Annotated in this window: 20 protein-coding genes; 8 read left to right on the top strand and 12 right to left on the bottom strand. The window is 36.2% G+C overall.

The annotated features are described in order from the left end of the window. The first annotated feature begins 177 nt into the window (after positions 1–177). From JO178_RS15470 to JO178_RS15480, 3 genes are all read left to right on the top strand, one after another. Positions 178–558 (top strand): VOC family protein, encoded by a 381-nt coding sequence (locus tag JO178_RS15470; RefSeq protein WP_291937868.1) that lies wholly within the window; start codon positions 178–180, stop codon positions 556–558. 276 nt (positions 559–834) lie between these two features. Further along, positions 835–1,593: a hypothetical protein gene (locus JO178_RS15475; RefSeq protein WP_291937871.1), complete on the top strand. Its 759-nt coding sequence runs from the start codon at positions 835–837 to the stop codon at positions 1,591–1,593. Positions 1,594–1,750: 157 nt separating this feature from the next. Then, the gene (locus JO178_RS15480; RefSeq protein WP_291937874.1) at positions 1,751–2,515 is read left to right on the top strand and encodes a hypothetical protein; all 765 of its coding nucleotides are present in this window, start codon (positions 1,751–1,753) and stop codon (positions 2,513–2,515) included. 328 nt (positions 2,516–2,843) lie between these two features. Here JO178_RS15480 and JO178_RS15485 read toward each other — a convergent pair whose 3' ends face one another. The 5 genes from JO178_RS15485 to JO178_RS15505 form a co-directional block, all read right to left on the bottom strand. Then, positions 2,844–6,029: an efflux RND transporter permease subunit gene (locus JO178_RS15485; RefSeq protein WP_291937877.1), complete on the bottom strand. Its 3,186-nt coding sequence runs from the start codon at positions 6,027–6,029 to the stop codon at positions 2,844–2,846. A 7-nt stretch (positions 6,030–6,036) separates the two neighbouring features. Next, complete coding sequence (locus tag JO178_RS15490) at positions 6,037–7,098, bottom strand: efflux RND transporter periplasmic adaptor subunit (RefSeq protein ID WP_291937879.1); 1,062 nt, start codon at positions 7,096–7,098, stop codon at positions 6,037–6,039. Positions 7,099–7,107: 9 nt separating this feature from the next. Then, positions 7,108–8,475, bottom strand: a complete 1,368-nt coding sequence (locus JO178_RS15495) for a TolC family protein (RefSeq protein WP_291937880.1) — start codon at positions 8,473–8,475, stop codon at positions 7,108–7,110. Between the two features lie 91 nt (positions 8,476–8,566). After that, positions 8,567–9,160, bottom strand: a complete 594-nt coding sequence (locus JO178_RS15500) for a TetR/AcrR family transcriptional regulator (protein WP_291937881.1) — start codon at positions 9,158–9,160, stop codon at positions 8,567–8,569. A gap of 228 nt (positions 9,161–9,388) precedes the next feature. Next, a complete protein-coding gene (locus JO178_RS15505) occupies positions 9,389–10,213 on the bottom strand; it encodes a S1-like domain-containing RNA-binding protein (protein ID WP_291937882.1) in 825 nt (274 codons plus the stop codon). Between the two features lie 139 nt (positions 10,214–10,352). Here JO178_RS15505 and JO178_RS15510 point away from each other — a divergent pair, with 139 nt between their 5' ends. Further along, positions 10,353–10,799: a hypothetical protein gene (locus JO178_RS15510; protein WP_291937883.1), complete on the top strand. Its 447-nt coding sequence runs from the start codon at positions 10,353–10,355 to the stop codon at positions 10,797–10,799. Positions 10,800–11,069: 270 nt separating this feature from the next. On the opposite strand, the gene JO178_RS15515 is transcribed toward JO178_RS15510, so the two are convergent. The 7 genes from JO178_RS15515 to recQ form a co-directional block, all read right to left on the bottom strand. Further along, entirely contained in the window at positions 11,070–11,912 is an 843-nt protein-coding gene (locus JO178_RS15515) for a DUF4476 domain-containing protein (protein ID WP_291937885.1), read from the bottom strand. A gap of 173 nt (positions 11,913–12,085) precedes the next feature. Beyond that, a complete protein-coding gene (gene lpdA / locus JO178_RS15520) occupies positions 12,086–13,489 on the bottom strand; it encodes a dihydrolipoyl dehydrogenase (RefSeq protein WP_291937887.1) in 1,404 nt (467 codons plus the stop codon). 124 nt (positions 13,490–13,613) lie between these two features. Continuing rightward, positions 13,614–13,964, bottom strand: coding sequence for a hypothetical protein (locus tag JO178_RS15525; protein ID WP_291937889.1), 351 nt, complete (start codon positions 13,962–13,964; stop codon positions 13,614–13,616). 384 nt (positions 13,965–14,348) lie between these two features. Then, positions 14,349–14,702, bottom strand: a complete 354-nt coding sequence (locus JO178_RS15530) for a hypothetical protein (protein ID WP_291937891.1) — start codon at positions 14,700–14,702, stop codon at positions 14,349–14,351. Between the two features lie 65 nt (positions 14,703–14,767). Further along, a complete protein-coding gene (locus JO178_RS15535; RefSeq protein WP_291937893.1) occupies positions 14,768–15,850 on the bottom strand; it encodes a glycosyltransferase in 1,083 nt (360 codons plus the stop codon). 123 nt (positions 15,851–15,973) lie between these two features. Beyond that, a complete protein-coding gene (locus JO178_RS15540) occupies positions 15,974–16,426 on the bottom strand; it encodes a hypothetical protein (RefSeq protein ID WP_291937895.1) in 453 nt (150 codons plus the stop codon). Between the two features lie 97 nt (positions 16,427–16,523). Beyond that, on the bottom strand, positions 16,524–18,728 hold the full coding sequence (recQ, locus tag JO178_RS15545; RefSeq protein ID WP_291937897.1) for a DNA helicase RecQ: 2,205 nt from the start codon (positions 18,726–18,728) through the stop codon (positions 16,524–16,526). A gap of 158 nt (positions 18,729–18,886) precedes the next feature. Here recQ and JO178_RS15550 point away from each other — a divergent pair, with 158 nt between their 5' ends. From JO178_RS15550 to JO178_RS15565, 4 genes are all read left to right on the top strand, one after another. Beyond that, positions 18,887–19,846 (top strand): KpsF/GutQ family sugar-phosphate isomerase, encoded by a 960-nt coding sequence (locus tag JO178_RS15550; RefSeq protein ID WP_291937899.1) that lies wholly within the window; start codon positions 18,887–18,889, stop codon positions 19,844–19,846. 132 nt (positions 19,847–19,978) lie between these two features. Further along, entirely contained in the window at positions 19,979–20,806 is an 828-nt protein-coding gene (gene tatC / locus JO178_RS15555) for a twin-arginine translocase subunit TatC (RefSeq protein WP_291937901.1), read from the top strand. 169 nt (positions 20,807–20,975) lie between these two features. After that, on the top strand, positions 20,976–22,607 hold the full coding sequence (locus JO178_RS15560) for a M1 family metallopeptidase (RefSeq protein ID WP_291937903.1): 1,632 nt from the start codon (positions 20,976–20,978) through the stop codon (positions 22,605–22,607). 133 nt (positions 22,608–22,740) lie between these two features. Further along, positions 22,741–24,597 (top strand): PDZ domain-containing protein, encoded by a 1,857-nt coding sequence (locus tag JO178_RS15565; protein ID WP_291937904.1) that lies wholly within the window; start codon positions 22,741–22,743, stop codon positions 24,595–24,597. The last annotated feature ends 24 nt before the right edge of the window (positions 24,598–24,621 follow it).

Genomic DNA, 24,621 nt, shown 5'->3' on the forward strand with positions numbered 1-24,621 from the left:
AAGATCATAAAATTTAAAAGTATCCCATAACCACTTTTTACTGTCCATCTTCTGAAAAATCTCATTATAAGATAGGCTATCCAGGCAAGAAGTATTAAAACTAGAAGAAAATAAAAGTATCCCCAATCCATATCATTATTTTAATCGAATATAATCATTTTAAGAAAAAGAAAAACAATGCAAATAAATAATATAGATCATATTGTATTAACCGTTGCCGATATAGACAAAACCATAGAATTTTACACCAAAATTATGGGATTTGAAGTAATAACTTTCGGAGGCTACAGAAAGGCTTTAGCATTCGGTAATCAGAAAATCAATCTTCATCAGAAAGGAAAGGAATTTGAACCTAAAGCCCAGTCTCCTACCTGCGGTTCTGCTGATCTTTGTTTTATTTCTCAAACAGATATCTATGATGTACTGGAAGAATTAAAACAGAAAAATGTGGAAATTATTGAAGGAATAGTAGACAGAACAGGGGCTTTAGGAAAAATCAGATCTGTTTATTTCCGTGATCCGGATCAAAACCTCATTGAAGTGAGCAACTATTCATAACGTGAAAATACAAAGTCTCTGAATTCTTACATACTATTTGATACTTACGAATGCATGGGTAAAACCGCTTAGCCTTCTTAAGAAACGATCTACCTATTGGCGGATCATTTTTTACTCCATGCAAATATAGAATATGGGGTTACTAAAAATAAACTGAATCATAATAATTTAAATGAAAGGATAAAAATTAAAAATTATCAGTGAAATTTGAAAATTAAAGTTTTATTTTTAACCCGAAATTCAATAAAGTACTGATTTTTTTTAATTATTATGGTGATGAAAAAACTGTTTACAGGACTTTCTCTCGCAGTATCTGTTGTAATGACAGCACAAAAGGCCCCTGCAAAAAATAATAAACTGGTTCTATATAGTTATCAGACCTTCGGGTGTGACAACAAAGGATATTTTGATTCTTCACAATATAAAAAAGAAGAAATAGATGGTACTTACAAGCTTTTGTATCCTTTGAGCTGGTCTCCGTTTTCTTCTCTGGTTGTTTTTAATCTCACAAAACTTGATCTGGTTCGCAGCAACAGCACTTTACTTTTGCAACAGGTGGAGAGTGAATATCAGGAGAGAAAAAAAGAGCTTAATGATCTTAAAGTAATAGACCTTCCTGTCTGGAAAAAGAAACAAGCAGATGCTAAACAGCTTTTAGGAAATGAATATCAGCTGAGAAAGGAAGTTCTCATGGCCTATTCTGATCCTAAATCACTCCAAAAAAGCATATTTTATAATACCTGTAAGGAATATATTGATGCGATAACAACTGATGATAAGGAGAAAACCTATACAGTATGGAAAAGCTTATTTGAAACTAAAAATAATGAAGAAAACAGTATTGAAATAAAGAATGCTTTTACTATTAAGTGGAATGATGAGCGAAAGGCTGATTATGCATTAATTGACCTGATTAATGCTTTTCACAACTGTGCAAACCATAGCTTCAGAACGGAAGCAGATGAAGAAGATACAATGTTTAAGGCTTTTGACCAGATTTTCACCAAACTTAAGATGGATTGTGATGAACCTTAAATACCATGTAAACCGTGTATTTAAAGCAAAAAATAAAAATTCGTATTAAATTATAAAAATACTTACATAAAACTGATCCAATTCTTTAATTTTCAAATTTAAAGCCTTAATTTTGCAGTGAAATTCAGAAAATTCAGATTCTTCAACAACTATGCGCATGAAAGAAATGATGATCGGGCTTTGTTCAGCTCTATCTGTTATTGTTTGGGGACAAAAAAACCCTTCAAAACCAAGTAATCTTACTCCTTACAGCTATCAGACATTCAATTGTGATAACAAAGGATATTTTGATGCCAATAAATATGAAAAAGAAGAAATAGACGGAGTTAATAAACTTTTATATAAATACAACGGGGTTCATTTTGATACCAACCCTATTTTTAAGCTTTCCAGCCTTGAAGAAGTTCGTAAAAATAAAGAGGCTCATTTAGAGGATCTGGAAAGACAATATCAGGAAAAGAAGGAGGAGTTATACAGTCTTAAGGTCATCAATCTTCCTATCTGGAACAGATTATACGAAAATGCTATTCAGACTTTTGAAAATGAATATCAGCTGAACAAGGAAGAGATTCTTGCCTTTTCTGATCCGTCGTCCCTTAAAAACAGTAAATTTTACGATACCTGTAAAGAGCCTATTGATGCTATATCTTCTCCTGACAGAGAAAAAATGTTTGCTGCATGGAAAGCCTATACAGAGCTTAAAAGTAAGAACAATATGGATCCTAAAGGAGTAATGGCCCGATTTGATATAAAAATGAATGATCCGCAAAAAGAAGATTATGCGCTGATTGATCTGATAGGGCTTAGTTTTCACAATTGTGCCAACAGTAGTTTCAGACAAAAGCGTGAAGATGAAGGAGCCGTATATAAGGATTTCGATAAACTATTCACAAAACTGAAGAAGAATTGTGATGAGCTATAAATCATAAAATGATATAAAGATTATAGGCAGTACCTGATAAGGTGCTGCTTTTTTTATAACCCAATGAAAATAAAAAATAAGTAGATTTGGATGAATCAATAATCCGGACTTATATGAATTTATTTTACATTAAGGGTTTGTGTTTCTACTTGCTATACTATCGATATCACTAATTTTTGGCTAAAGCCGGGGCGGATGTTTTAGATATAATAAATGGGCCGAAGCCCATTTCTATTGAATAATCAGTCGCTACAAGATTATGAAAACTGAAATAAAAAGCGCCTCAGAAGATCTGAGGCGCTTTCGGTTAATTAATAAGGTTTATTTATTATTTATCTAAATGTTTAGGGGTAAAACCATCTTCATTTAATTCTCTGTGTACGTAATCAGCCTTCATTTCAGCTTCGTAGTCTACTTTATTATCTTTACCCATTCTTCTCAGGATGGAATCAAATAGAGAGTATACTACCGGTACAATAATCAGGGTAAGGAATAGAGACGATGTCAGACCACCGATAACTACCCATGCAAGACCTTTGTTCATTTCCGCTCCCGCTCCTGTTGCCAATGCGATCGGTAACATACCGAAGATCATCGCAATAGTAGTCATTAGAATCGGACGAAGACGTGCGTGGTTAGCCTGAATCAATGCATCATGAGTACTTGAACCGGCTGCCTTTCTTGCATTGGTAAAGTCAACGATCATAATCGCGTTCTTCGCTACCAATCCGATCAGCATGATCATACCCAGCATCGTGAAGATGTTCAGTGAGTTGGCTGTCAAGGCAAGGATAACCATTACCCCGATCATCGCCAGCGGAATAGAGAACAATACTACGAAAGGATATACAAAACTGTCATATAGTGATACCATTACCAGGTATACCAATACGATAGCCGCCAATAATGCAATCCCTAGCGTACCGAAACCTTCCTGCTGGTTTTCCATATCACCGCTCCAGATGTAGTCTACACCGATAGGCTTTTTACCATTCATAAATTTGGCGGCCCATTCATTAGCTACGTCTCCAACGGGTCTACCTACTGCTTTTGCTCTTACTTTTACGGAAGGAGATTTATCTCTACGTTCAAGCAAACTTGGTCCTGATCCCATTCTGACATCAGCAAACTGGCTTAAGCGAACCTGCTGTCCCTGAGGATTAGTAAACATCAGGTTTTTAACATCATCAATGGATTGTCTGTTGACATCTCCGAAACGGATATTGATATCATATTCATACTCACCTGCTTTGAATTTTCCGTCTGTATTTCCGTTAAATGCGGTCTGCATAGTCTGCCCTACACTTGAAAGATTCAGACCTAAAGAAGCCATTTTATCTCTGTCAAGTGTTACCTGTACTTCTGGATTCCCTGAGTCTGTAGACAGTTCTGCATCCACTGCTCCCGGAACTTTTTTCAGCAATTCAAGGATTCTTGTTGCTTCTTTTACTGCGGTTTCATTATCCGGAGCGGTCACTACCATTTCAATCGGAGCATTTTCCGCACCCATGATCCCGATCGGAGCTGTTTTAAATTCAACTCCCGTAAATTTCTCTTCTAAAGCTCTTTTTACTTTTGCGGCCTTGATATTGGTGCTTTCGGAACGCTCAGACTTGTCTGTTAAATTTACCTGAACCTCCGATTGGTAAGTGGTAGCCTGTGCTCCTCCAAAGCCTGTCGATTGCTGGCCTACTGTAGTGATAAGGTCTACTACATCTTTATCATTCCTTAAATATCTTTCAACATCCAGTGTCAGCTGGTTTGTTTTTTCAATCGTTGCATCTTTTGAAAGTTCCATCTGTACTAAGAACTGACCACGATCAATCGGCGGGAAGAACTCACCTCCAATGAAACCGAAAGCGACCAATGAGAATGAAGATAATAGGATAATAAATGTAATCACTACTGTAGCAATTCTTCTTAATGTTGTTTTTAAGCACCATTCCAGAATGTCAGTAATCCAGTGAGTAAATTTATCGATTAAACCTTCAAACCAAAGGATGAATTTCTCAAACCAGTTTTTACCTGTTAAATGCTCTAGTTTACCAAATCTTGATGACAACCAAGGAATAATGGTAAATGAAGCTAACAATGACAATAAGGTAGCAATCACCACCGTGACGCAGAACTGGGCAAGAATATTGGCCACAAGACCTGAGCTCATCGCAATTGGCAAGAATACCACCACAATTACCAGAGTAATGGCAGCAACGGTAAACCCGATTTCCGAAGCTCCGTCATAAGCAGCCCTGATCTTGCTTTTACCCATCTCCATGTGACGGTAAATATTTTCAAGTACCACAATCGCATCATCCACAAGAATACCTACCACAAGGGAAAGTCCCAGTAAACTCATCAAGTTCAGAGTGTATCCCATCAGGTTCATTCCGATGAATGCTGCTACTAATGATGCAGGGATGGAAACCATTACAATAAATGCATTTCTGATACTGTGAAGGAATAAAAGCATTACGATAGCCACAAGGATAATCGCCAGGAACAAGTCGAAAATAACATGGTTAGCTGATTCCAAAGTAAAATCTGTAGTATCGTTTACTACTTTTACTTTGATTCCCTGAACTTTATAAGCTTCTTCTACTGTTTTAATTGTTTTCTGAACACTCTCAGATACTGCCACGGCATTCGCATCAGACTGCTTTTTCACCTGCATTAAGATCGTCGGAAACTGATTAAATCTCGCCACTTTTTCAACATCTTTCTGAGAGTCAAAAACTGTTGCAACATCAGATAAACGTACCTGAGCTCCATTTTTATTGGAAACTACAAGACTATTCATTTCTGCAATCGACTTATATTTTCCGGATAATCTGATCGTAGATTTTGTAGTTCTTGTTTTCAAACTTCCTGTAGGGAAATCCAAGTTTGATGAAAGAATTGCCTGTTGTACATCGCCTATTGAAAGACCATATCCCTGTAATTTTTTTTCATCAAGATTGACCTGGATTTCTCTTTCCTGCCCACCTACAAGATCAACCTGTGCGACTCCGTTTACACGGGAGAAAATGGGTTCAATCTTTTTATCTAATAAATCATAAAGATCCTTGCTGTTTAATTTATCTGATGAAATACTCATCGTGATAATCGGTAAATCATCCAATGAGAATTTATTCAGTGATGGTGCTTTTACGTCTTTAGGAAAATCAGCCAAAATAGCATTTACCTTACGCTGTGCATCATTTAAAGCAAAGTCTACATCGGCTCCGTTATTCAGCTGAACCATAATAACGGATAAGCTTTCATAGGAAGAAGATTCTACTTTTTTCACATTTTCCAAAGAACCAACGGCGTCCTCAATCTTTCGGGTGACGGAAGTTTCCACCTCTGCCGGTGAAGCTCCCGGATACACCGTGGAAATGGTTACCATATTGGTTTCAAATTTCGGAATCAATTCGTACCCCATGAGTGTATAACTCAGGATACCTCCCAACGTCAGAATTGTAAATAATACAATTACCAGCGAGGGTCTTTTAATCGATATTTCTGCTAACTTCATACCCCTGCTACTTTATAATGTTCACTTTAGATCCGTTGTCCAGGTTGATTTGTCCACTGGTTACAACCTGTTCTCCGCCATTCAATCCGCTTAGCACCTGAACTTTGTCTCCGTAAATTTTCCCAACGGTTACTTTAATCATTTTAGCAACTCCGTTTTCAACAACAAATAGCTGTCCTGAACTTACTCCGTTTACGAATGCTTCTGCAGGAACTGTCAGCATATTCTGAGTCTCTGCACCATGGTTTGTTTTAAATACAGCGGTTGCATACATACCGGCTTTCAGATTTCCTCTGTTCTGAACTTCTATTTCAACAGGGAAATTCAAAGAAGCATCACTCTTAGGAGCAATAAATGTAATTTTACCGGCAAAAGAATCTTCCGGCAAAACATTTACTTTAATAGGAACTTCCTGACCTAGCTGAATTCTTCCGATCTGGCTTTCATCCACTAAAACTGAAAGTTTTAAGCTATTGATATTAACAATTTCAAACATTGAAGTTCCCACGGAAATAACTGTTCCGGGCTCAACCATCTTTTTATTAATTGTACCGCTGATTCCTGCACGGATGCTTGTATCATTTACTCTTACTCCCTGTGCTTTTACAGCAGCCTGAGCATTTTTAAGCTGTAATCTTGAATTATCCAGCTGTTGCTTGGTAACTCCTCCGGTTTTAAATGCGTTCTCATAACGTTGATTATCAATGATCGCATTCTGTAAATTATTCTGAGCCTGAGTAACGTCCACCTCGATGGCATCTCTTTTAATGGTTGCCAAAGTCTGACCCGCGGAAACCCTTGAACCTTCTTTTACCAGAACATTCACAATACGACCTGCTATTTCCGAAGACTGATTCATTTCCTGCTTAGGAAGAAATGTTCCGTTTGCAGCATAATCCGTATCTATATTTTCTCTTGTAACAGTTACAATATTTACATTGATTTTATCTACCTGCTTGGCAACCTCCTTTACTTCCTGGGTCTGTTTCTCCTTGTTACCGGCAATTTTGTAAGCGGCCAGACCTACCAGTACAGCTGCTACGATGATATATATTAAAGTTTTTTTCATTTTAGTTTATTATGGGTTTTGTAATGTATTTAACTCTCCTTTCGCTTTAATTACTTTGATCTCAGCTTGTTTATAATCTAACAATGCATTGGCATAATTTTGTTTAGCCTGTGTAAGAGCATTTTCAGTATCCAAAACTTCTGTAAGGGTAGCCAAACCATACTGATAGTTAGCCTGAGTATTTTTCTGTACTTTTTCTGCAAGATCTACATTATCCTTCATGCTTTGAATATTGATTATTGCATTTTCCATATTGGAAATTGCATTTTTATAATCAAGATTCAGGTTCAGTTTCTTATTTTCAATATCCTGTTCCAAATCCTGAATATCTATCTCTGCCTGTTGGATCTGAGACTTGGTAGCTCCCCCCATAAAAATAGGAATCTTAATAGCAACACCTATCGAAGCATAATCTCCCCAATTTGTTCCCTGGCTTGATCCCGTAAAATAGGGAAATTTATTTCCCAGTCCTTGCCATCCGTAGTTTGCAGTAAGTCCTACCGTAGGATAAAGATTAGCTTCAGTCGCTTTTTTACTAAATTGTAAAAGCTCTTTTTGCTTGTTTAAAACCTTCAGTTCTGAACGGGTTTCCACATTGATATTGGTTGCCAGTAACTGAGGATTCGGTACAATAGTTTTCTCTTCAAGTTCAATAGATGTATCAATAGGTATTCCCATGTAAAACTTCAGTGAATTCTTTGAAACCTCTACAGAATTGATCAACTGCTGTTTATTGGAACCGATATTGGTGAGCTGAACATTGGTACGATCCAGATCTATTGATTTTGCCAACCCATTATCCACCAGACTTTTGATAACGTTTCTTACTTTTTCTGTATTGGCATAGCTTTCTTCCACTGTTTTCAGGTTTTCTTCCTGAACAAATACCTGATAGTATGCCGTAGCCACATTTTCAATGATCTGCTCATTTGTCAGCTCCGAGTTCAAGAGATAAAATTCTCTTGTTGATTTTGCGGCTTTAAGGCCGATAAAAACTCTTTGGTCAAAAATGTTTTGATTAAGAGTAACTACATTGACAGACTGCCATTTGGTACCAAAAGCAACCGGGATAAGCTCACCGGGCTTCCCCAAGATTTCTCCCGGAAGAACCGATTTTTGCAGAATAGGATTGTACATGTTATTGATCGTAGCACTTATCTGAGGTAAAGCTCCGGCTCTTGCCTCGTCAATCTTATATTCGGCTTTTTTGACCTGTAAAGCAGCTTTTTTAGCTTCTGCTTTATTTTGCAGTGCCTGTTTTATTGCTTCCTGCAGGGAAACCTGCTGCTGGGCGGACACCGATGAAAGACCGAAAATCATAAATGCTGCAGCTATCCCAATTTTTAGCTTTTTAGCAGTTATACGTTTTCTTTCCATAATTTTATACTTCGTTTATTTTTTTATTTAGTTGGATGTTGCTATTTTATTTCTAAATGACGAATAACTTTCAGAAATACTTTAGTTCATTTTAATTTTTAAACAGCATATTGATAATGATCTCTTTCCTTGCTGAAATAATCTTATCATATTCTTCATCACTGATCATCAGATTCTCCATAAACAGAGGCCTTACTGCACTCGGAAAAACCAATAACGAAACCATATTCAGGATAAACTGAACGGGAGCCATTTTCTCAATATTCCCTAATTCCATTTCTTTTTCAATATCGCTGTACATCTTTTCCAGGATATCTTCTTCAATTTCTCTCTGATGGCATGTTCCTTTATTGATCTGTGACACAATATAAGTTTCCAGATAAGGATACTGAAGGCTCGTCGCAAGACTGCTTTCTATGAACTGGCTGATCTTTTCTTTAAAGGGGAGGTCTGAATTCTGAATAATTTTTGATTTCTCCTGCTCCACAATCTGAGCTTCATCAAAAATGATCTGAAGTAGCTTATCTCTTGATCGGAAATAATAATTAATAAGGGTTCTGTTCACTCCGGCTGCATCGGCAATCTCCTGCGTTGTAGCATCAAATTTTCCTTTCACAAAGAATAAATTCTTCGCTGTCTCTTTGATCAATTCCTGTGTTTGGTCTTTTTTTGCTTGATTTGACATTTTTGTTAAACAAATTTGTGCAAAATTAATCAAATTTTACTTTTGACAAAATTGTTAAACAAAAAAATTAAACTAAATTGTTATGACATGCATCATATATTTTAGCAATCATTATCTCAGAAATTGAATACAATTCGGAATATTTTCAGGAGTATCAGAGATAAAACATAAAAACGATATGGGTATAAAATAAAAACGAGCAGAAGATTCTGCTCGTTTTTTTTGTCGTTATAATAACTTTATTTTGTCATCTGAAATATCGATGATCTTATCTTTATAAAGTCCGCCGATTGCTTTCTTAAAATTTTTCTTACTCATTTGAAGTTCATCTTTGATCTCTTCAGGGGATGATTTATCTGAAACATACAGAAGTCCATAATTCTCTTCCAGTTTATTCAGGATCTTTTGCTTGAATTCATCAATATTTTCGAAACCATCAGGCTGTAGAGAGACATCAATTTTACCATCTTCACGAATTGCTTTAATAAAGCCGGTTTCTTCTGATAAAGGATACAGTTTTTTGAAAACATCAGAAGCATAAATCAGTCCGATGTATTTTTTATTAATCACCACATTCCATCCAAGCTCACTTTCATTCATCATAATCAGATCTACCTTATCTCCTTTTTCGAACGGCAGATCCTGATACTGTGGATTTCTTTTAAACTTTGTAGTTCCTGTAATTAAATCCAGGTTTTCTTCTATATAGGTGTAAACCAAATATCTTTTCCCTTCGATAATTTTAGTTTTCTGCTGCTTATAAGGGATGAACAGATCTTTAATAATTCCCCAGTCCATAAAAGCTCCGCTTGGAAGACTTTGTACGCAGCTCATTACAGCAAATTCGCCTACTTCAGCCAATGGAATTTCAGTAGTTGCTTTTAATTTATCATCATCCTGATACACGAAAACCTCAATTTCCTCACCTATTTCTTTTTCTTCCTGAATGAAGATTTTAGGTAAAAAAGCTTTTTCACCGGATCCGTCCGTAAGAATCCATCCTGAGTTAATTTTTTCTGAAATTTCTAAACTTTGAGTTTTTCCGAGTTGCATTGATGATAAAATTAGCTGACAAAGGTACGGAAATTTGAAGATTCCATCCTACTGAATCCTTCCCAATCTGCCTAAGGATAAATTTCACATGATCAATAGCCCTAAAACACGTACATTTGACTGATACAAATTCCAAAATATGAAAAACTATCTAATCATTGCTTTGCTACCTCTCACCATTAGCCTCAATGCTCAGATAATGGAAAAAACAGCGCTTAATATCGGATATCGTTATACGGGAAGAAATGTATTACAAGCCGGCCTTGAATTCAGATTGGGCGAAACCAACTATAAATCTGTAATCATAGGGCCTTCATTACTGTACACACGTATGAATCATACCGATAAGTTCCTCCCTGAAGCTCATGTTTATTATACCAATAACGGACCTTTATGTGGAGTTTCAGTCAATCCGTATTCTATAGAGCCCAGAATCGGCATTTCGTTATTCAATGCTTTATTCATCAATACAGGTTATGCTTTTCCGATCAATAAAGAAAAATATTTCAAAGGGATCACTTTTGGGGTACAGCTGAATATTGCTCCTAAAAACTCAAAGTTTTATGATTATATGAAAATCATGTGACAGGGTTAATTTTAAACCACATAAGAATGATGACAAGGTGTTGCCGGTGAAAATCCTGAACATTTTTCAGGCTGCGAATACACGAATAAAACGATTTCACTTAAACGATGTATCTATATGGTTTGAAATCATTTACATTCACCGTTTTTTTGTATCTCCAGCATTTTTCAGCCACGAATGCGCGATATAATCAATAAAACCATACCTCTAAGTGGGTTCAGATTCTATCACATAGAATATGATTACAGTGACACTTTTCTCTGTGTTTTTTTATTCTGACCGGGAAATATAGTCCATCAGTTCCCGTTTGCTGCTTTCAAAATCAAAAGCATCATTAACTACAAAATATCTGTTTTTATCTGCACAATTAGGATACATAGACTTTGCTAATGCCAGTTTATTTTTATCGAAACTTATAGATTTCACTAAATCTCTGATTTGAGCAGCGGTAAACATAGAATTTCGCATCTGTTGGCTGATCATGGCTATTTTACCGTCATCAAATTTTTCATTTCTCTGCAATGCGTCAAAAAACTGGCGGAAAGTAGCATTATCCATTACACTGCCTGAATCATTCCAGTTTCCGGGATGATTTCCATAGGGATTATTCCATATATCATTCCAGTCATTAAAACCATATTGGCCCTGAACAGGATAGGAATCTAGAAGAAACAAACCTTGATCCGTAAAAAAATCGAGCACCATTCTGCTGTTATTTCTAAGCATTAAAGTGGTTCTGTAAATCAAAAATCCGTTATCATAAATCGATATGGGTATTCTGCCGGATTGCAGATCAAAAAAACGATATTTTCCGCTGCCATTAGCCATCATCTGATCACCAATTTCCACAGTGAAAAAACCTTGTTCGGGAATCCTCAGAAAAACCTCGGCATATCCGTAGCTCCTGTTCCACTGATAATTTGGATTTCTTATGCTGTTATTTTTGGCATTAGCATTCCGGTCAAAGGTTTTATTTCCTTTACCCAGACTATTGGGAACCTGCATTTCTGTTGCAGAAGCCTCATTTCTTAACAGCTCTCCAGCTTTTCCTGCTTCCTGACCCAATACATGAACTCCTACCCAAAATACTAAACTTATAAAAATCTTTTTCATGCTTATTTTTTTTCACAGACCATCTCCATTTTTATGCCAAAACAAGATTTTTTTTAAATCTAATTGCTGATGCATGTCTGATTATTATTTTAACCGTCAATATAAAAAGACTGCCTCAAAATTGAGACAGTCTTTTTTATATATTTAAAATGATTAAATCTTTTAATCAGATATTACATATGGATAGGTCTTTTTGCCGTAGCATCCAATGCAGCTTCTTTAATAGCTTCAGCATAAGTCGGGTGAGCATGAGAACTTCTTGCAATATCTTCTGCACTTGCACGGAATTCCATAGCAATTACACCTTCCGCAATAAGATCGGCAGCTCTTGCTCCTACGATATGCATTCCTAAAACCTCATCAGTTTTTTCGTCTGCAATAATCTTCACAAGACCGTCGATATCTCCACTTGCACGGCTTCTACCTAAGGCTCTCATTGGGAAAGAACCTACTTTGTAAGCTACCCCTTCCTCTTTCAATTGCTCTTCAGTTTTACCAACACCTGCAACTTCAGGCCATGTATATACAACACCTGGAATCAGGTTATAGTTGATATGTGGTTTTTGTCCTGCCAATGTTTCAGCAACGAAAACACCTTCTTCTTCAGCTTTATGAGCAAGCATAGCTCCTTTGATAACATCTCCGATCGCGTAGATATTAGCCACATTAGTCTGTAAATGATCATTGACTTTCACTCTTCCTCTTTCGTCAAGTTCTACTCCAGCTTTTTCAAGAGCAAGACCATCTGTATAAGGTTTTCTTCCTACAGAAACTAAACAGTAATCTCCTTCTACCACTACTTCTTCTCCTTTTTTATCTTTAGCTGTGATCTTTACAGTATCTCCGTTTCTTTCAACAGCTGAAACTGCTGTAGAAAGCATAAACTTCATTCCTTGTTTTTTAAGAACTTTAGTTAATTCTTTACTTAAAGCTCCATCCATTCCAGGAATGATTTTATCCATAAATTCTACTACTGTTACCTGAGCTCCCAGTCTTAAGTATACAGATCCTAATTCAAGACCAATTACTCCACCACCGATTACCACTAAATGTTTAGGGATTTCTTTAAGGTTTAAAGCTTCAGTAGAGGTAATTACTCTTTCTTTATCAAGAGAAATGAAAGGTAAAGTAGATGGTTTAGAACCTGTTGCTATGATAGTATATTTCGATTCGATCGTTTCAGAAGAACCGTCATTTTTAGTAATTTTGATCTGAGTAGCAGACTCAAAGCTTCCTATTCCTTCAAAAACAGTAATGTTATTTTTGTTCATCAGGTAGCTGATTCCATCTGTATTCTGCTTGATCACTTCATTTTTACGCTCGATCATTCTTGCAATATCCGCTTGCGGCTCATTGATGATGATTCCGTGACCTGCAAAATTGTGTTTTGCATTTTCGAAATGTTCAGAGCTGTCAAGAAGCGCTTTTGACGGAATACATCCAACGTTAAGACAAGTTCCGCCTAAAGTTGAATATTTTTCAATAATTGCTGTTTTGAAACCTAACTGTGCTGCACGGATCGCAGCTACATAACCTCCAGGACCAGAACCTATTACGGTAACATCGAATTGACTCATGTTATTGTGTGAATTTGTTTATTATTATCTATCTTAATTCTTACAAATTTACATATAAATTACCAAGCACCAAAGTGAGTTTTATCAATTTTGAGTTCAAAAAATTTTCAATACATTAATACGGCTACAGATCTATTCTCGCCTTTCCGCTTCCTATACTTCCTGCACTGGCGAAATAAGAACCGCCATAAACGTACCACTCAAGACTTTCCAGATACTGAATTGCGTTTTCAGGAATAATTACAGAAAGATCATCTTCTGAAATAAGCCCACTATACCATCTTCCCGATCTGGAATAATGTTCATATTCCACAAAATAATGCAACCACTTTCTTCCGCAATGGATACATTCATCAATGCTTACCTCTCCATATCGTCCGTTGGTGACATCTATTCCTAAGGATGTTTTTTTATAATTAAAATAATGAAGGGGTGGTTGTTCACAGGTACAGTTTATTTTAGGAATTATTTTCATTCTATCCTTGGTTTAAAGTATAAAAATAGTAAAAACACTTTAACATTGAAATAATGATCGAAGGTATGAAAAACAGTATTCATTGAAAAAATCTCTTCCTTTACATCATGGTCTCATTATGGAATTTTGCTTTTTCAATCGGAGATAAATTTTAAGATTAAAAAAAATCATAACCAACGTCATCAATAAAGACGGAAAAATCTGACTATAGGGTTTATCATTCGGGAAAAGGGTTCCTATAAATACCGGCAAGGTAAAACCAAAAGGCTGGAATACTTCAGGAAACACAAACGGAAATAAGTATATCCTGAAGTTGATCTGGGCTCCAAAGTAAGCTTTATCAATTTTGAGTTAAAAAAAATTAAATATACTGCTGTACCGCAGTTATCGGTCTACTGTCATTTTCCCCGATCCTATCGTCACCTCATCGTCAAAAAATGAACCTCCGTACACATACCATTCAAGGTTTTCCAGATATTCCACTGCATTTTCAGGAGTGATCTGTGAACGATCTTTTTTTGAAACAATTCCTTTGTACCATCTCCCTGATTTAGAAAAACTTTCATGTTGGACAAAATAATGAATCCATATTCTCTGGCACAGTTTGCATTGCTGAATGGTTACTTCTCCATCTCTTCCGTCAGTATGATCTATACCTAATTCCGAACTTCTGTATTCAGTGTAATTGGATCCGGGTTTTTCACAGGCACATCCTATTTGGGGGATTTTATTATTCATTGACATTTATTTTATCAGATCCCAAATCTAAGAAAATAAAACCCCATGAGGCAAATCGTACGGGACTACAGCTTCATTAAATCCAGCAAAACCTCCTCATATTTATTCAAAATAATATTCTTAGAAAATCTGGATTTGATCGAATTTTTTATAGCATCCCTGTTATAATTATTCTGCAGTACTTTTACAATCTGCTGAGCAAAGCCATCATAGTTTTCAATATCTGCAATTTCACCATTAACATGGTGCTGGATAATTTCATTAATTCCTCCCGGGCAGTTGTTGGCTAATGAATAGGTTCCGCAGGCTCCCGCTTCTAGAAGAACATTGGGAAAACCTTCGTATCTTGAAGAAAGGACAAATAAATCCGCGTGTTTCAGGTATTGATAAGGGTTGTCCTGTCTGCCATGGAAAATAACCTTTTTCAGCCCCAATAGTTCTTTTGTCTGAAGCAGCAGATCTTTGTCTTTTCCATCACCCAGAATATGAAGCATAATGTTTTCATTTTTCAGTCTGGAGAAAACCTTCAGTAAATTATCAAACCCTTTTCTGGCTGAAAGATTGCCTATTGCCACTACATTTTTATAATTGTATTTATAGCATTCCGGCTTACGAGCTGTTGCTAATTTATCTTCAATAAAATCAAAATCAACGGGATTATTTATTTTAACAATTTTCTTTTTCTTGATATTAAAATTATCTATAAGATCTACCATCATATCATCACTCTGTGCAATGATTTTCTGATAATTGTTATAAAAATGATAGAAGAATTTAATTTCTTTTCTGGTGACATGCTGTGATACCACATTGGTTTCCCTTGCAATAAATTTTGTTCTTGGAAAAAGCCTGATAAAAAGGGATAAATAAGCGTTCACTTCACCAAAACCTGAAAATACGATATCCGGTTTTCTTCTGTAGATTTCTCCTAAAATAGGTTTTAAAGAATGTCTGATTCTCTCGGTATTGATATCGATGATCTCAACATCATTTTTCAGAAAATGAAGATATCCGCCCTGTTTGCGCAACAGCAAAATCTTGGGCTCAAAACGATCCCTGGAAAGATGATTTGCTATAGTGGTGACAATCCTTTCTGCGCCTCCGGTTTCTAAGTCCGGCAGAATAAATATGACAGATATTTTTTTCATCAGTTAAAGTTACTAAAAAGTTTCATTATGATTCAAATATTGGGCAGCCTAAGATTTTCCAGAATGCCTATTTGTTTATCTCCTTTATTTCAGATAAGACAGTCTTTTCAGGAAGCTGCAGAATCAAAAGTAATTTTCAATAAAAAGCCCGGGATCAGGAATTGAATCAAATTCAGCTTTGACAGAAGGATTATCAGCAACCCATTTTTGCAATTCAGAGTTATCTTTTATATGATCATCCACAGGAACAGCAGTGTAGAGTCTGCTATTGGAAATATTATTTTTTAAATACAATACTAAAAAACGTTTATTCTTATTTTCATATACCTTTGAGGATGGTAACTTTCCGGCATCACAAAGCCCCTGATACCTCCAGTTATTGACCTCAAAAGAATAAACATAATGGTATCCGCCTCCTTTCCCGTAGGGTTTAATTTCTCTTATCTTACCAACAGCATATACACCATTCTGTTTATATTCTGCCTCAAACTTCTTCTTCAGCGATGAATCATAGTAAAACACACCCGCGATAAGAAGCAATAAAGGAATCCAATAGTTTTGTTTGAGAAATTCCATTGTTATCAATGATTTTTCAGATTTTTCTAAATTAAAAAGAAACCCTTCTCCCGAAGAATTTCTTTTTAATTATTTTATCGTGTGATCAGTTCATCTGTTAGTTCGCAACATCACTGATAAACTTAATCCTCAGCATTCTCACTTCCTCATCTGAAAGCTCATCACCAAATTCATCAAGTAATACCTTCATACTATCGCTTTCTGATTCATTCATAAATTCCATGAAGCCATCAACAATATCTTCGTCAAAATTATCTTCTATATAATAATCGATATTCAGTTTTGTACCCTGATAGACGATGCTTTCCATTTCTTTCAGCAATTCATTCATGGAAAGATTTTTAGCTCTTGCTATATCTTCAAGATCAATTTTCTTATCCGTACTCTGAATAATAAAAACCTTGTGACTTGATTTATTGGCCACCTGCTTCAGAACCATATCCTGGGTACGCTCAATATTGTGATCTTCTACATAGGTTTTGATAAAGTCTGCAAATTCTTTACCGTATTTTTTGGCTTTTCCTTCTCCTACTCCATAAATCTTGGCAATTTCTTCCACACTGACCGGATACTGAACCGTCATGTCTTCAAGACTCGGATCCATAAATACCGTATAAGGCGGGATCCCGTGCTTTTTGGCTACTTTTTTTCTTAGTTCTTTTAGCTGATTAAACAGATTCTGATCTAAGCCGCCTCCGGCCTGCTGTTGTACCTGATCACTTTCTGCTTTAGTCTGAGTAAGATCGAACTCTCTGTCTTCCGCAATTAAGAATACATCTTTACATTGCCCACTTAAAGCCTCTTTGCCCTTTTCCACTATTTTTAAAACACCGTAGGTTTCAATATCTTTTTGTAAAAAATTCTGAACAGTAGCCTGCCTCAGAATAGTTTTCCAGTAATTATCCTTTTCTTCTTTCCCAAAACCAAAATGAGCACTTTGTTCAAGTTTATACGATTTTGTAACGGCAGTTTCCTTTCCTACAATAACAGAAATCAGATCTTTGGCTTTAAATTTTTCACCTGTATCTTTAATAAGCTCTAAGGCTTTTTTCAAATCTGCCGTGGCATCTTTCAATTTTGGAGGATTGGATGAGTTATCACACATTTTTGCCCCGTCTCCGTGTATCGGATCAAAGCTTTCTCCAAAATAATACAAAATATACTGTCTTCTGCTCATAGAAGTTTCAGCATAGCCTACTACTTCATTTAAAAGCTGCAATCCGATTTCTCTTTCGGAAACAGGCTTTTGTGCAAGAAATTTTTCTAATTTCTCAATATCTTTCGGATCATAAAAAGCAAGACAGTGGCCTTCTCCGCCATCTCTTCCGGCTCTTCCGGTTTCCTGATAATAGCTTTCCAGTGATTTCGGGAAATCATAATGGATAACAAAGCGAACATCCGGCTTGTCTATCCCCATTCCGAAAGCAATCGTTGCCACAATTACATCCACCTCTTCCATCAGAAACTTATCCTGATTAGCCACTCTTATTTTCTGATCCAGACCTGCATGATAAGGAAGTGCATTAATCCCGTTTACCTGCAAAAGCTGAGCAAATTCTTCAACTTTTCTGCGGCTCAGACAATACACAATTCCTGATTTTCCTTTATGCTGATTAATAAATTTAACGATTTCCTTATCTACATTCACTTTAGGACATACCTCATAATATAGATTGGGACGGTTAAAACTTTCTTTAAACACCAATGCATTGATCATCCCTAAAGTCTTCTGAATGTCATCCTGTACTTTAGGAGTTGCCGTGGCCGTCAGTGCAATTACGGGTACACTGGCGATCCTATCAATGATTTGTTTCAGATTTCTGTATTCCGGTCTGAAATCATGTCCCCACTCTGAAATACAGTGGGCTTCATCGATCGCAAAGAATGAAATCTTTACTTCCTTTAAAAAGTCCAGATAATCCTCTTTGATCAATGATTCAGGAGCTACATACAAAAGCTTGGTTTTGCCGCTTTTAATATCGTCAAAAACCTGTTTTGTCTGAGTCTTGTTTAATGATGAATTTAATACATGTGCTACCCCATCATCAGAAGAGAGGCCATTCACTGCATCTACCTGATTCTTCATTAACGCTATTAAGGGCGAAACGACAATTGCCGTACCTTCCGAAATAAGGGCCGGAAGCTGATAACATAATGATTTACCACCTCCTGTAGGCATCAAAACAAATATATCCTTCCCGTTTAAAAGGTTTTCTATGATTTGTTCCTGCTGACCCTTAAAAGTAGAAAACCCAAAATACTTTTTCAATTCGCCTGATAAATTGGCTTTTTTTGCGCTCATCTAATTTTCTATTGCTAAATTTGCATGTAACCCAAAGTTATAAATTTTTTGCTTAAAATAAAAGCGAACGAATTTATAAAAAATAAAATTTATATTAAATATTCTTTTTAAAATATAACGTTTTTTAAGAACTTTTTTGTATACCTTATCTAAGTAAAATGGAGAGAACCAACATTATATCAATTGCTAAAAATACTTTAGAAATCGAAATTTCAGAACTCGAAAAATTAAAAAACAGGCTTGATGACCAGTTTGCACGGGCAGTGGAAATCATTCACTCGGCAAAAGGCAAGCTGATTGTAGTAGGAATAGGTAAATCTGCCCACGTAGGTAATAAAATTGTGGCTACGTTAAATTCTACAGGAACTCCATCACAGTTTCTTCATGCTTCAGAGGCTATTCATGGAGATTTGGGAGTAATCCAGAAACAGGATGTTGTTTTATGTATTTCCAATTCCGGAAATTCACCTGAAATAGCCAATCTGGTTCCCTATCTTAAAGATTATTCTTCTGCTTTAATAGGAATGACAGGAAACAAAAACAGTAAGCTTGCAGAGTTTTCAGAAATTATGCTGGATACCCATGTGGATGTAGAAGCATGTCCCAACAAACTGGCTCCTACCAGTTCCACAACAATCCAAATGGCGCTGGGTGACGCTTTAGCGGTAGCTTTAATGGAATTAAATGACTTCAAAGCCAATGATTTTGCCAAATTCCATCCCGGTGGAAGTTTAGGAAAAAATCTTACCTCTAAAGTAGAGCAATTCCTTTCTTCGCAAAAACCTCAGGTAACGGAAGATTCTTCCATCAGAGATGTGATCATCTCTATCAGTGCTTCAAGCCACGGAATTACCGTGGTGACTCGTGAAGATAAAATCATCGGAGTAATTACAGATGGTGATCTGAGAAGAATGCTGATGAAAGAAGAAGATATTACTCAGGTTCTGGCTAAAGATATTATGTCTGCTCACCCAAGAACAATAGAAAAAGACGCTCTGGCTAAAGCAGCCATGAAAATTTTAAAAGAAAACAATATCGGGCAACTTATTGTAACTGAAAACGGAAAGTATTTCGGAATCATTGATCTGCACAAACTGTTGGATGAAGGAATTAATTAAAATTACAGATCGTTAAGATAAGAAGCAGGTAAAGTAGGAATTAAATATATATTAAAAAAAACCAACTTATCATTTCTAATCTCCAACTTCTTTAAATATTTCATAAATTTGTGCCTTTAAAAATTTTATCCTGTGAGTGAAGGTAAAGACATGTCCTTTCTTGGACATATTGGAGAATTAAGAGGACACCTGATCCGTTCAATTATTGCTATCGTAATTGCAGCTTTTGTAGTAGGTTTCAATATTAACTGGATTATGGACCATATCTTTTTTGGGCCCACCAGAAATGATTTCCCTACATTCAGAGTTGTTAATCACTTTTCGAGAATGCTTTTAGGAGAAGACAGTATTCATCTTCCGAAAGACTTTCCTGTACGTGTACAAAGACTTTATCAGCAGTTCAACGTCATGATGGCTGTTTCCATTTTTGGGGGTATGGTGGCTGCATTTCCTTATATTGTCTGGGAATTATGGCGTTTTATCAGCCCTGCTTTGCATCCGAAAGAGAGAAAAAATTCAATTTACATTATTAATGCGGTATGGATGTTGTTTATGACAGGGATTTTATGCGGTTATTTTTTAATCCTTCCTTTTGCCGTGAACTTCGGGGTGATCTTTAAAATTTCAGATATTATTGTTCCGCTTTACGACCTTAGTGATTATACCACTTTATTTTTACAGGTTATTTTAGGGATGGGTGTTATTTTTCTGTTCCCTATCCTGATTTATTTCCTTACAAGTATCGGAATTCTGACGCCCATGTTTATGAAAACATACCGTCGTCATGCTATTGTTCTGATTATGGTTGTTGCAGCAATTATTACTCCTGCAGATGTATTAAGCATGCTTATGGCAGCTTTCCCGCTGGTAATTCTATATGAGTTCAGTATTATGATGTGTAGGTACACATACAAAAAAGTACAGAAAAGCAACGGAAATCTTCCTGTTGTACAGCAATAAAAAATATTCAATATTATACAAGAGCCGGTTTTCTATAAAAGCCGGCTTTTTTATTGTTACAGGCCTTATCAAGGATTTTTCCTATAAAATCATATATTTTTTCCTTTTCCCAATTTTGCTGTAAATTAAATTTTTTATTTTTGGAAAGATTATTAATCGAACTTTAAAAATGAAAAAATTATCATATGCACTTTTATTGGTATCAGGACTAGCTTTCGGGCAGTTCTTTGAACACGATAAAGTTTTCACCAAACAGGATACCTTAAAGGGATCAAACACTCAATTCAGAAACTTTTGGGATGTTAAAAAATATGATTTATCTGTAGAACCGGACTTTGAACAGAAAAGCATAAAAGGAAATAATAAAATCAGTTTTGAAATCATTAAAGAGGTGACCAACCCTACTTTTCAGATTGATCTTCAGCAACCGATGAAAGCCGATAAAGTGGAAGGAAATTTCCCGATCACCAAGTATAATCAGGATGGCGATTTCATTTTTATTACCGCCAATAAAAAGTTTAAGAAAGGAGAAAAATATACTATTACCATTACTTATTCCGGAAACCCTGTCATTGCCAAAAGGCCCCCCTGGGACGGAGGCTGGGTATTTACCAATGATGAAAAAGGGCGCCCATGGATGAGTGTTGCCGATGAAGGGATTGGAGCCTCTATATGGCTTCCCACCAAAGATATTTGGAGTGATGAACCGGACAATGGAATCATTATGAAAATCATTACCCCCAACGATCTGGTAGGTGTAGGAAACGGAAGATTAATCGATAAAAAAATTAATGGAAACAAAACAACCTATACCTGGGAAGTCAAAAACCCGATCAATGCCTACTCCATTATTCCGAATATTGGAAAGTACGTTAATTTTAAAGATACTTTTAATGGTGAAAAAGGGAAACTTGATCTTGACTACTGGGTACTGGATTATAATCTGGACAAGGCCAAAAAACAATTTGAGCAGGTAAAGCCTATGCTTTCTGCATTTGAATACTGGTTCGGACCTTATCCATTCTATGAAGATTCATACAAACTTGTGGACTCTCCATATCTGGGAATGGAACATCAGAGCAGTGTAGCTTATGGTAACCAATATATGAACGGATACCTGGGAAGGGACCTTTCAGGAACAGGAGTGGGACTGAAATGGGATTTTATCATTATTCATGAAAGCGGACACGAATGGTTTGCGAATAATATTACAGCAAAAGATCAGGCAGACATGTGGATCCACGAAAGTTTTACTAATTATTCCGAAGTCCTTTTTACTGAAAAATACCTGGATAAAAAATCAGCAGACCTTTATGCCATCGGAATCCGGAATATTATAAGTAATGACACCCCGATTATCGGTCATTACGGAGTTCGAAATGAAGGAAGTGGTGATATGTATCCTAAAGGAGCCAATATGATACACACCATAAGGCAAGTAATCGACAATGATGAAAAATTCAGACAAATCTTAAGAGGGCTGAATAAAGATTTTTATCACCAGACAGTGAGTGCCCAGCAAATTGAAAATTATATTTCTGCAAAATCAGGCATTGACTTTTCCACCGTTTTTGATCAGTATTTAAGAACAGTTAAAATACCTAGTCTTGAGTATTCTCAGGAGGGCACAATGCTGAAATTCCGATATACGGATATTGTAAAAGGCCTGAAGCTCCCTATCAGAATTGATGGAGACCAGACTATTAACCCAACAGAGAACTGGCAAACTGTACAATTGAAAAAAAGGGGTCCGGTTGAGTTTAATACAAACTATTATATCAATTATAAGAACATTCAATAATCAAAAATATAAAAGCAAAATCGTGGGGTACGGTTTTGCTTTTTTTGTGTACAAAATTTTAAGAAAAGTTTAATATTTCATTAAGTAACAAAATGACTAAAAAAACAACTATTTAACTATAAATTTAAACCTAATGAGAAAAACAGCACTTAGCTTAGGCTTGTTTGCCGCTTTTTTAGCCAATGCCCAGTCTATAAAGACAACCATTGACCTTGTCAATGTAAAAGATGATAAAGTAGCCGTGACCATGGAATTTCCGAAAATGAAATCCGGAGATGTAAAGTTTCACTTTCCAAAAACCGTTCCCGGTACTTATTCTGAAGATGATTACGGAAGATTTATAGAAGGAATCAAATTTTATGATAATAAGGGAAAAGAGCTTACATACACAAAGGTTGATGACAATACCTACTCATTAAAAAATGCTCAGAATTTAAATAAGATCACCTATCTGGTCAATGACAGCTTTGATGACGAAATGGACACCTCAAAGCATAAAGCCGTATTTTCTCCTTCAGGAACAGATATTGAACAGGGAAAAGTTTATCTGATCAACACTCATGGTTTCGTAGGCTACATCGATAATATGCAGGATGTCCCTTATCAGCTGATCGTTCAGAAACCAACAGATTTTTACGGGACTACCGCTTTAGTGGATCAGGATACCTCTGAATCTACAGATACTTTTACATTAGCCAATTATGCTAAGGTTACAGATTCTCCGTTAATGTATACCAAACCGGATTATATTACATTCAATGCCGGAGGAATGGAGCTTGTACTGGGAGTCTACTCACCAACCGGAAAATATAAGGCTGCAGATTTTAAAGATAATCTGGAAAAAATGGTCATTGCACAAAAGAAATTCTTAGGAGATATGAACACCAATAAAAAGTACGCAATTATGCTGTACCTTGCCGGTGGAGACGGTCCTCAGATCAAAGGATTCGGTGCCCTGGAACATCATGAGTCAACCAGTGTGGTTCTGCCTGAGATGATGCCTAAAGATGCCATTGATAAAACCATTACCGATGTTGTTTCCCATGAATTCTTCCATACAGTGAATCCTTTAAAAACCCACTCAGAAGAAATCCATTATTTCAATTATGCAGACCCTAAAATGTCACAGCATTTATGGATGTACGAAGGAGGTACGGAATATTTCGCCAATTTGTTCCAGATTCAGGAAGGCTTAATCAATAAAGATGAGTTTTTACAACGAATCGGCGAAAAAATAACCAATTCAAAGAATTACAATGACACGATGCCATTTACGGTGATGAGTAAAAATGTTCTGAAAGAGCCTTATAAGGATCAGTACAGGAATGTCTACGAAAAAGGAGCTCTTCTTGCCATGTGTCTTGACATTGAGCTGAGAAAACTATCCAACGGAGAAATGGGCTATCGTGACATGATCAGAAAACTGTCTCAACGATTTGGTGAAAATAAACCTTTTAAAGATGACAAACTGATAGATGAACTGGTAACAGTAACCGGGTATCCTCAGGTAAAGGATTTCTACAACAAATATATTGCAGGAAGCCAGCCTACTCCTTATGCAGAATACCTGAATATGGTAGGTGTAGAGATACAAAAACAAGAAACACCACCTATTTTCTGGTTTATCAAAGATCCTGCCCAAACCGGATTTGATGATAAAGACAATGCTTTTGTGTTTGATGAGAGCTCAGCGCTATCCCCTTTTGCTAAGAGTATCGGATTTAAAATCACCGATAAGGTTCTCGCACTGGATGGGAAAACTGTGAATATTAAAGATGTACAGTCTTTCATTGGCTATGCAAGAACAATTAAAGAAGGACAGGATGTTACCGTAACCGTGTTAAGAGGTAATGGTGATAAGAAAGAAAAAATCAATTTAAAAGGAAAAGCAATTCTGGATAAACTGACCATGGAAACTCTTAAATACAAACCCAATCCGAGCCCTGCGGAGCTGAAATTGCAGACCCAATGGCTTACTGGTAAAAAATAAATAAAAGCGGGGAAAATATCCCCG

Source organism: Chryseobacterium sp. (assembly GCF_019236175.1).
Taxonomy (GTDB): Bacteria; Bacteroidota; Bacteroidia; order Flavobacteriales; family Weeksellaceae; genus Chryseobacterium.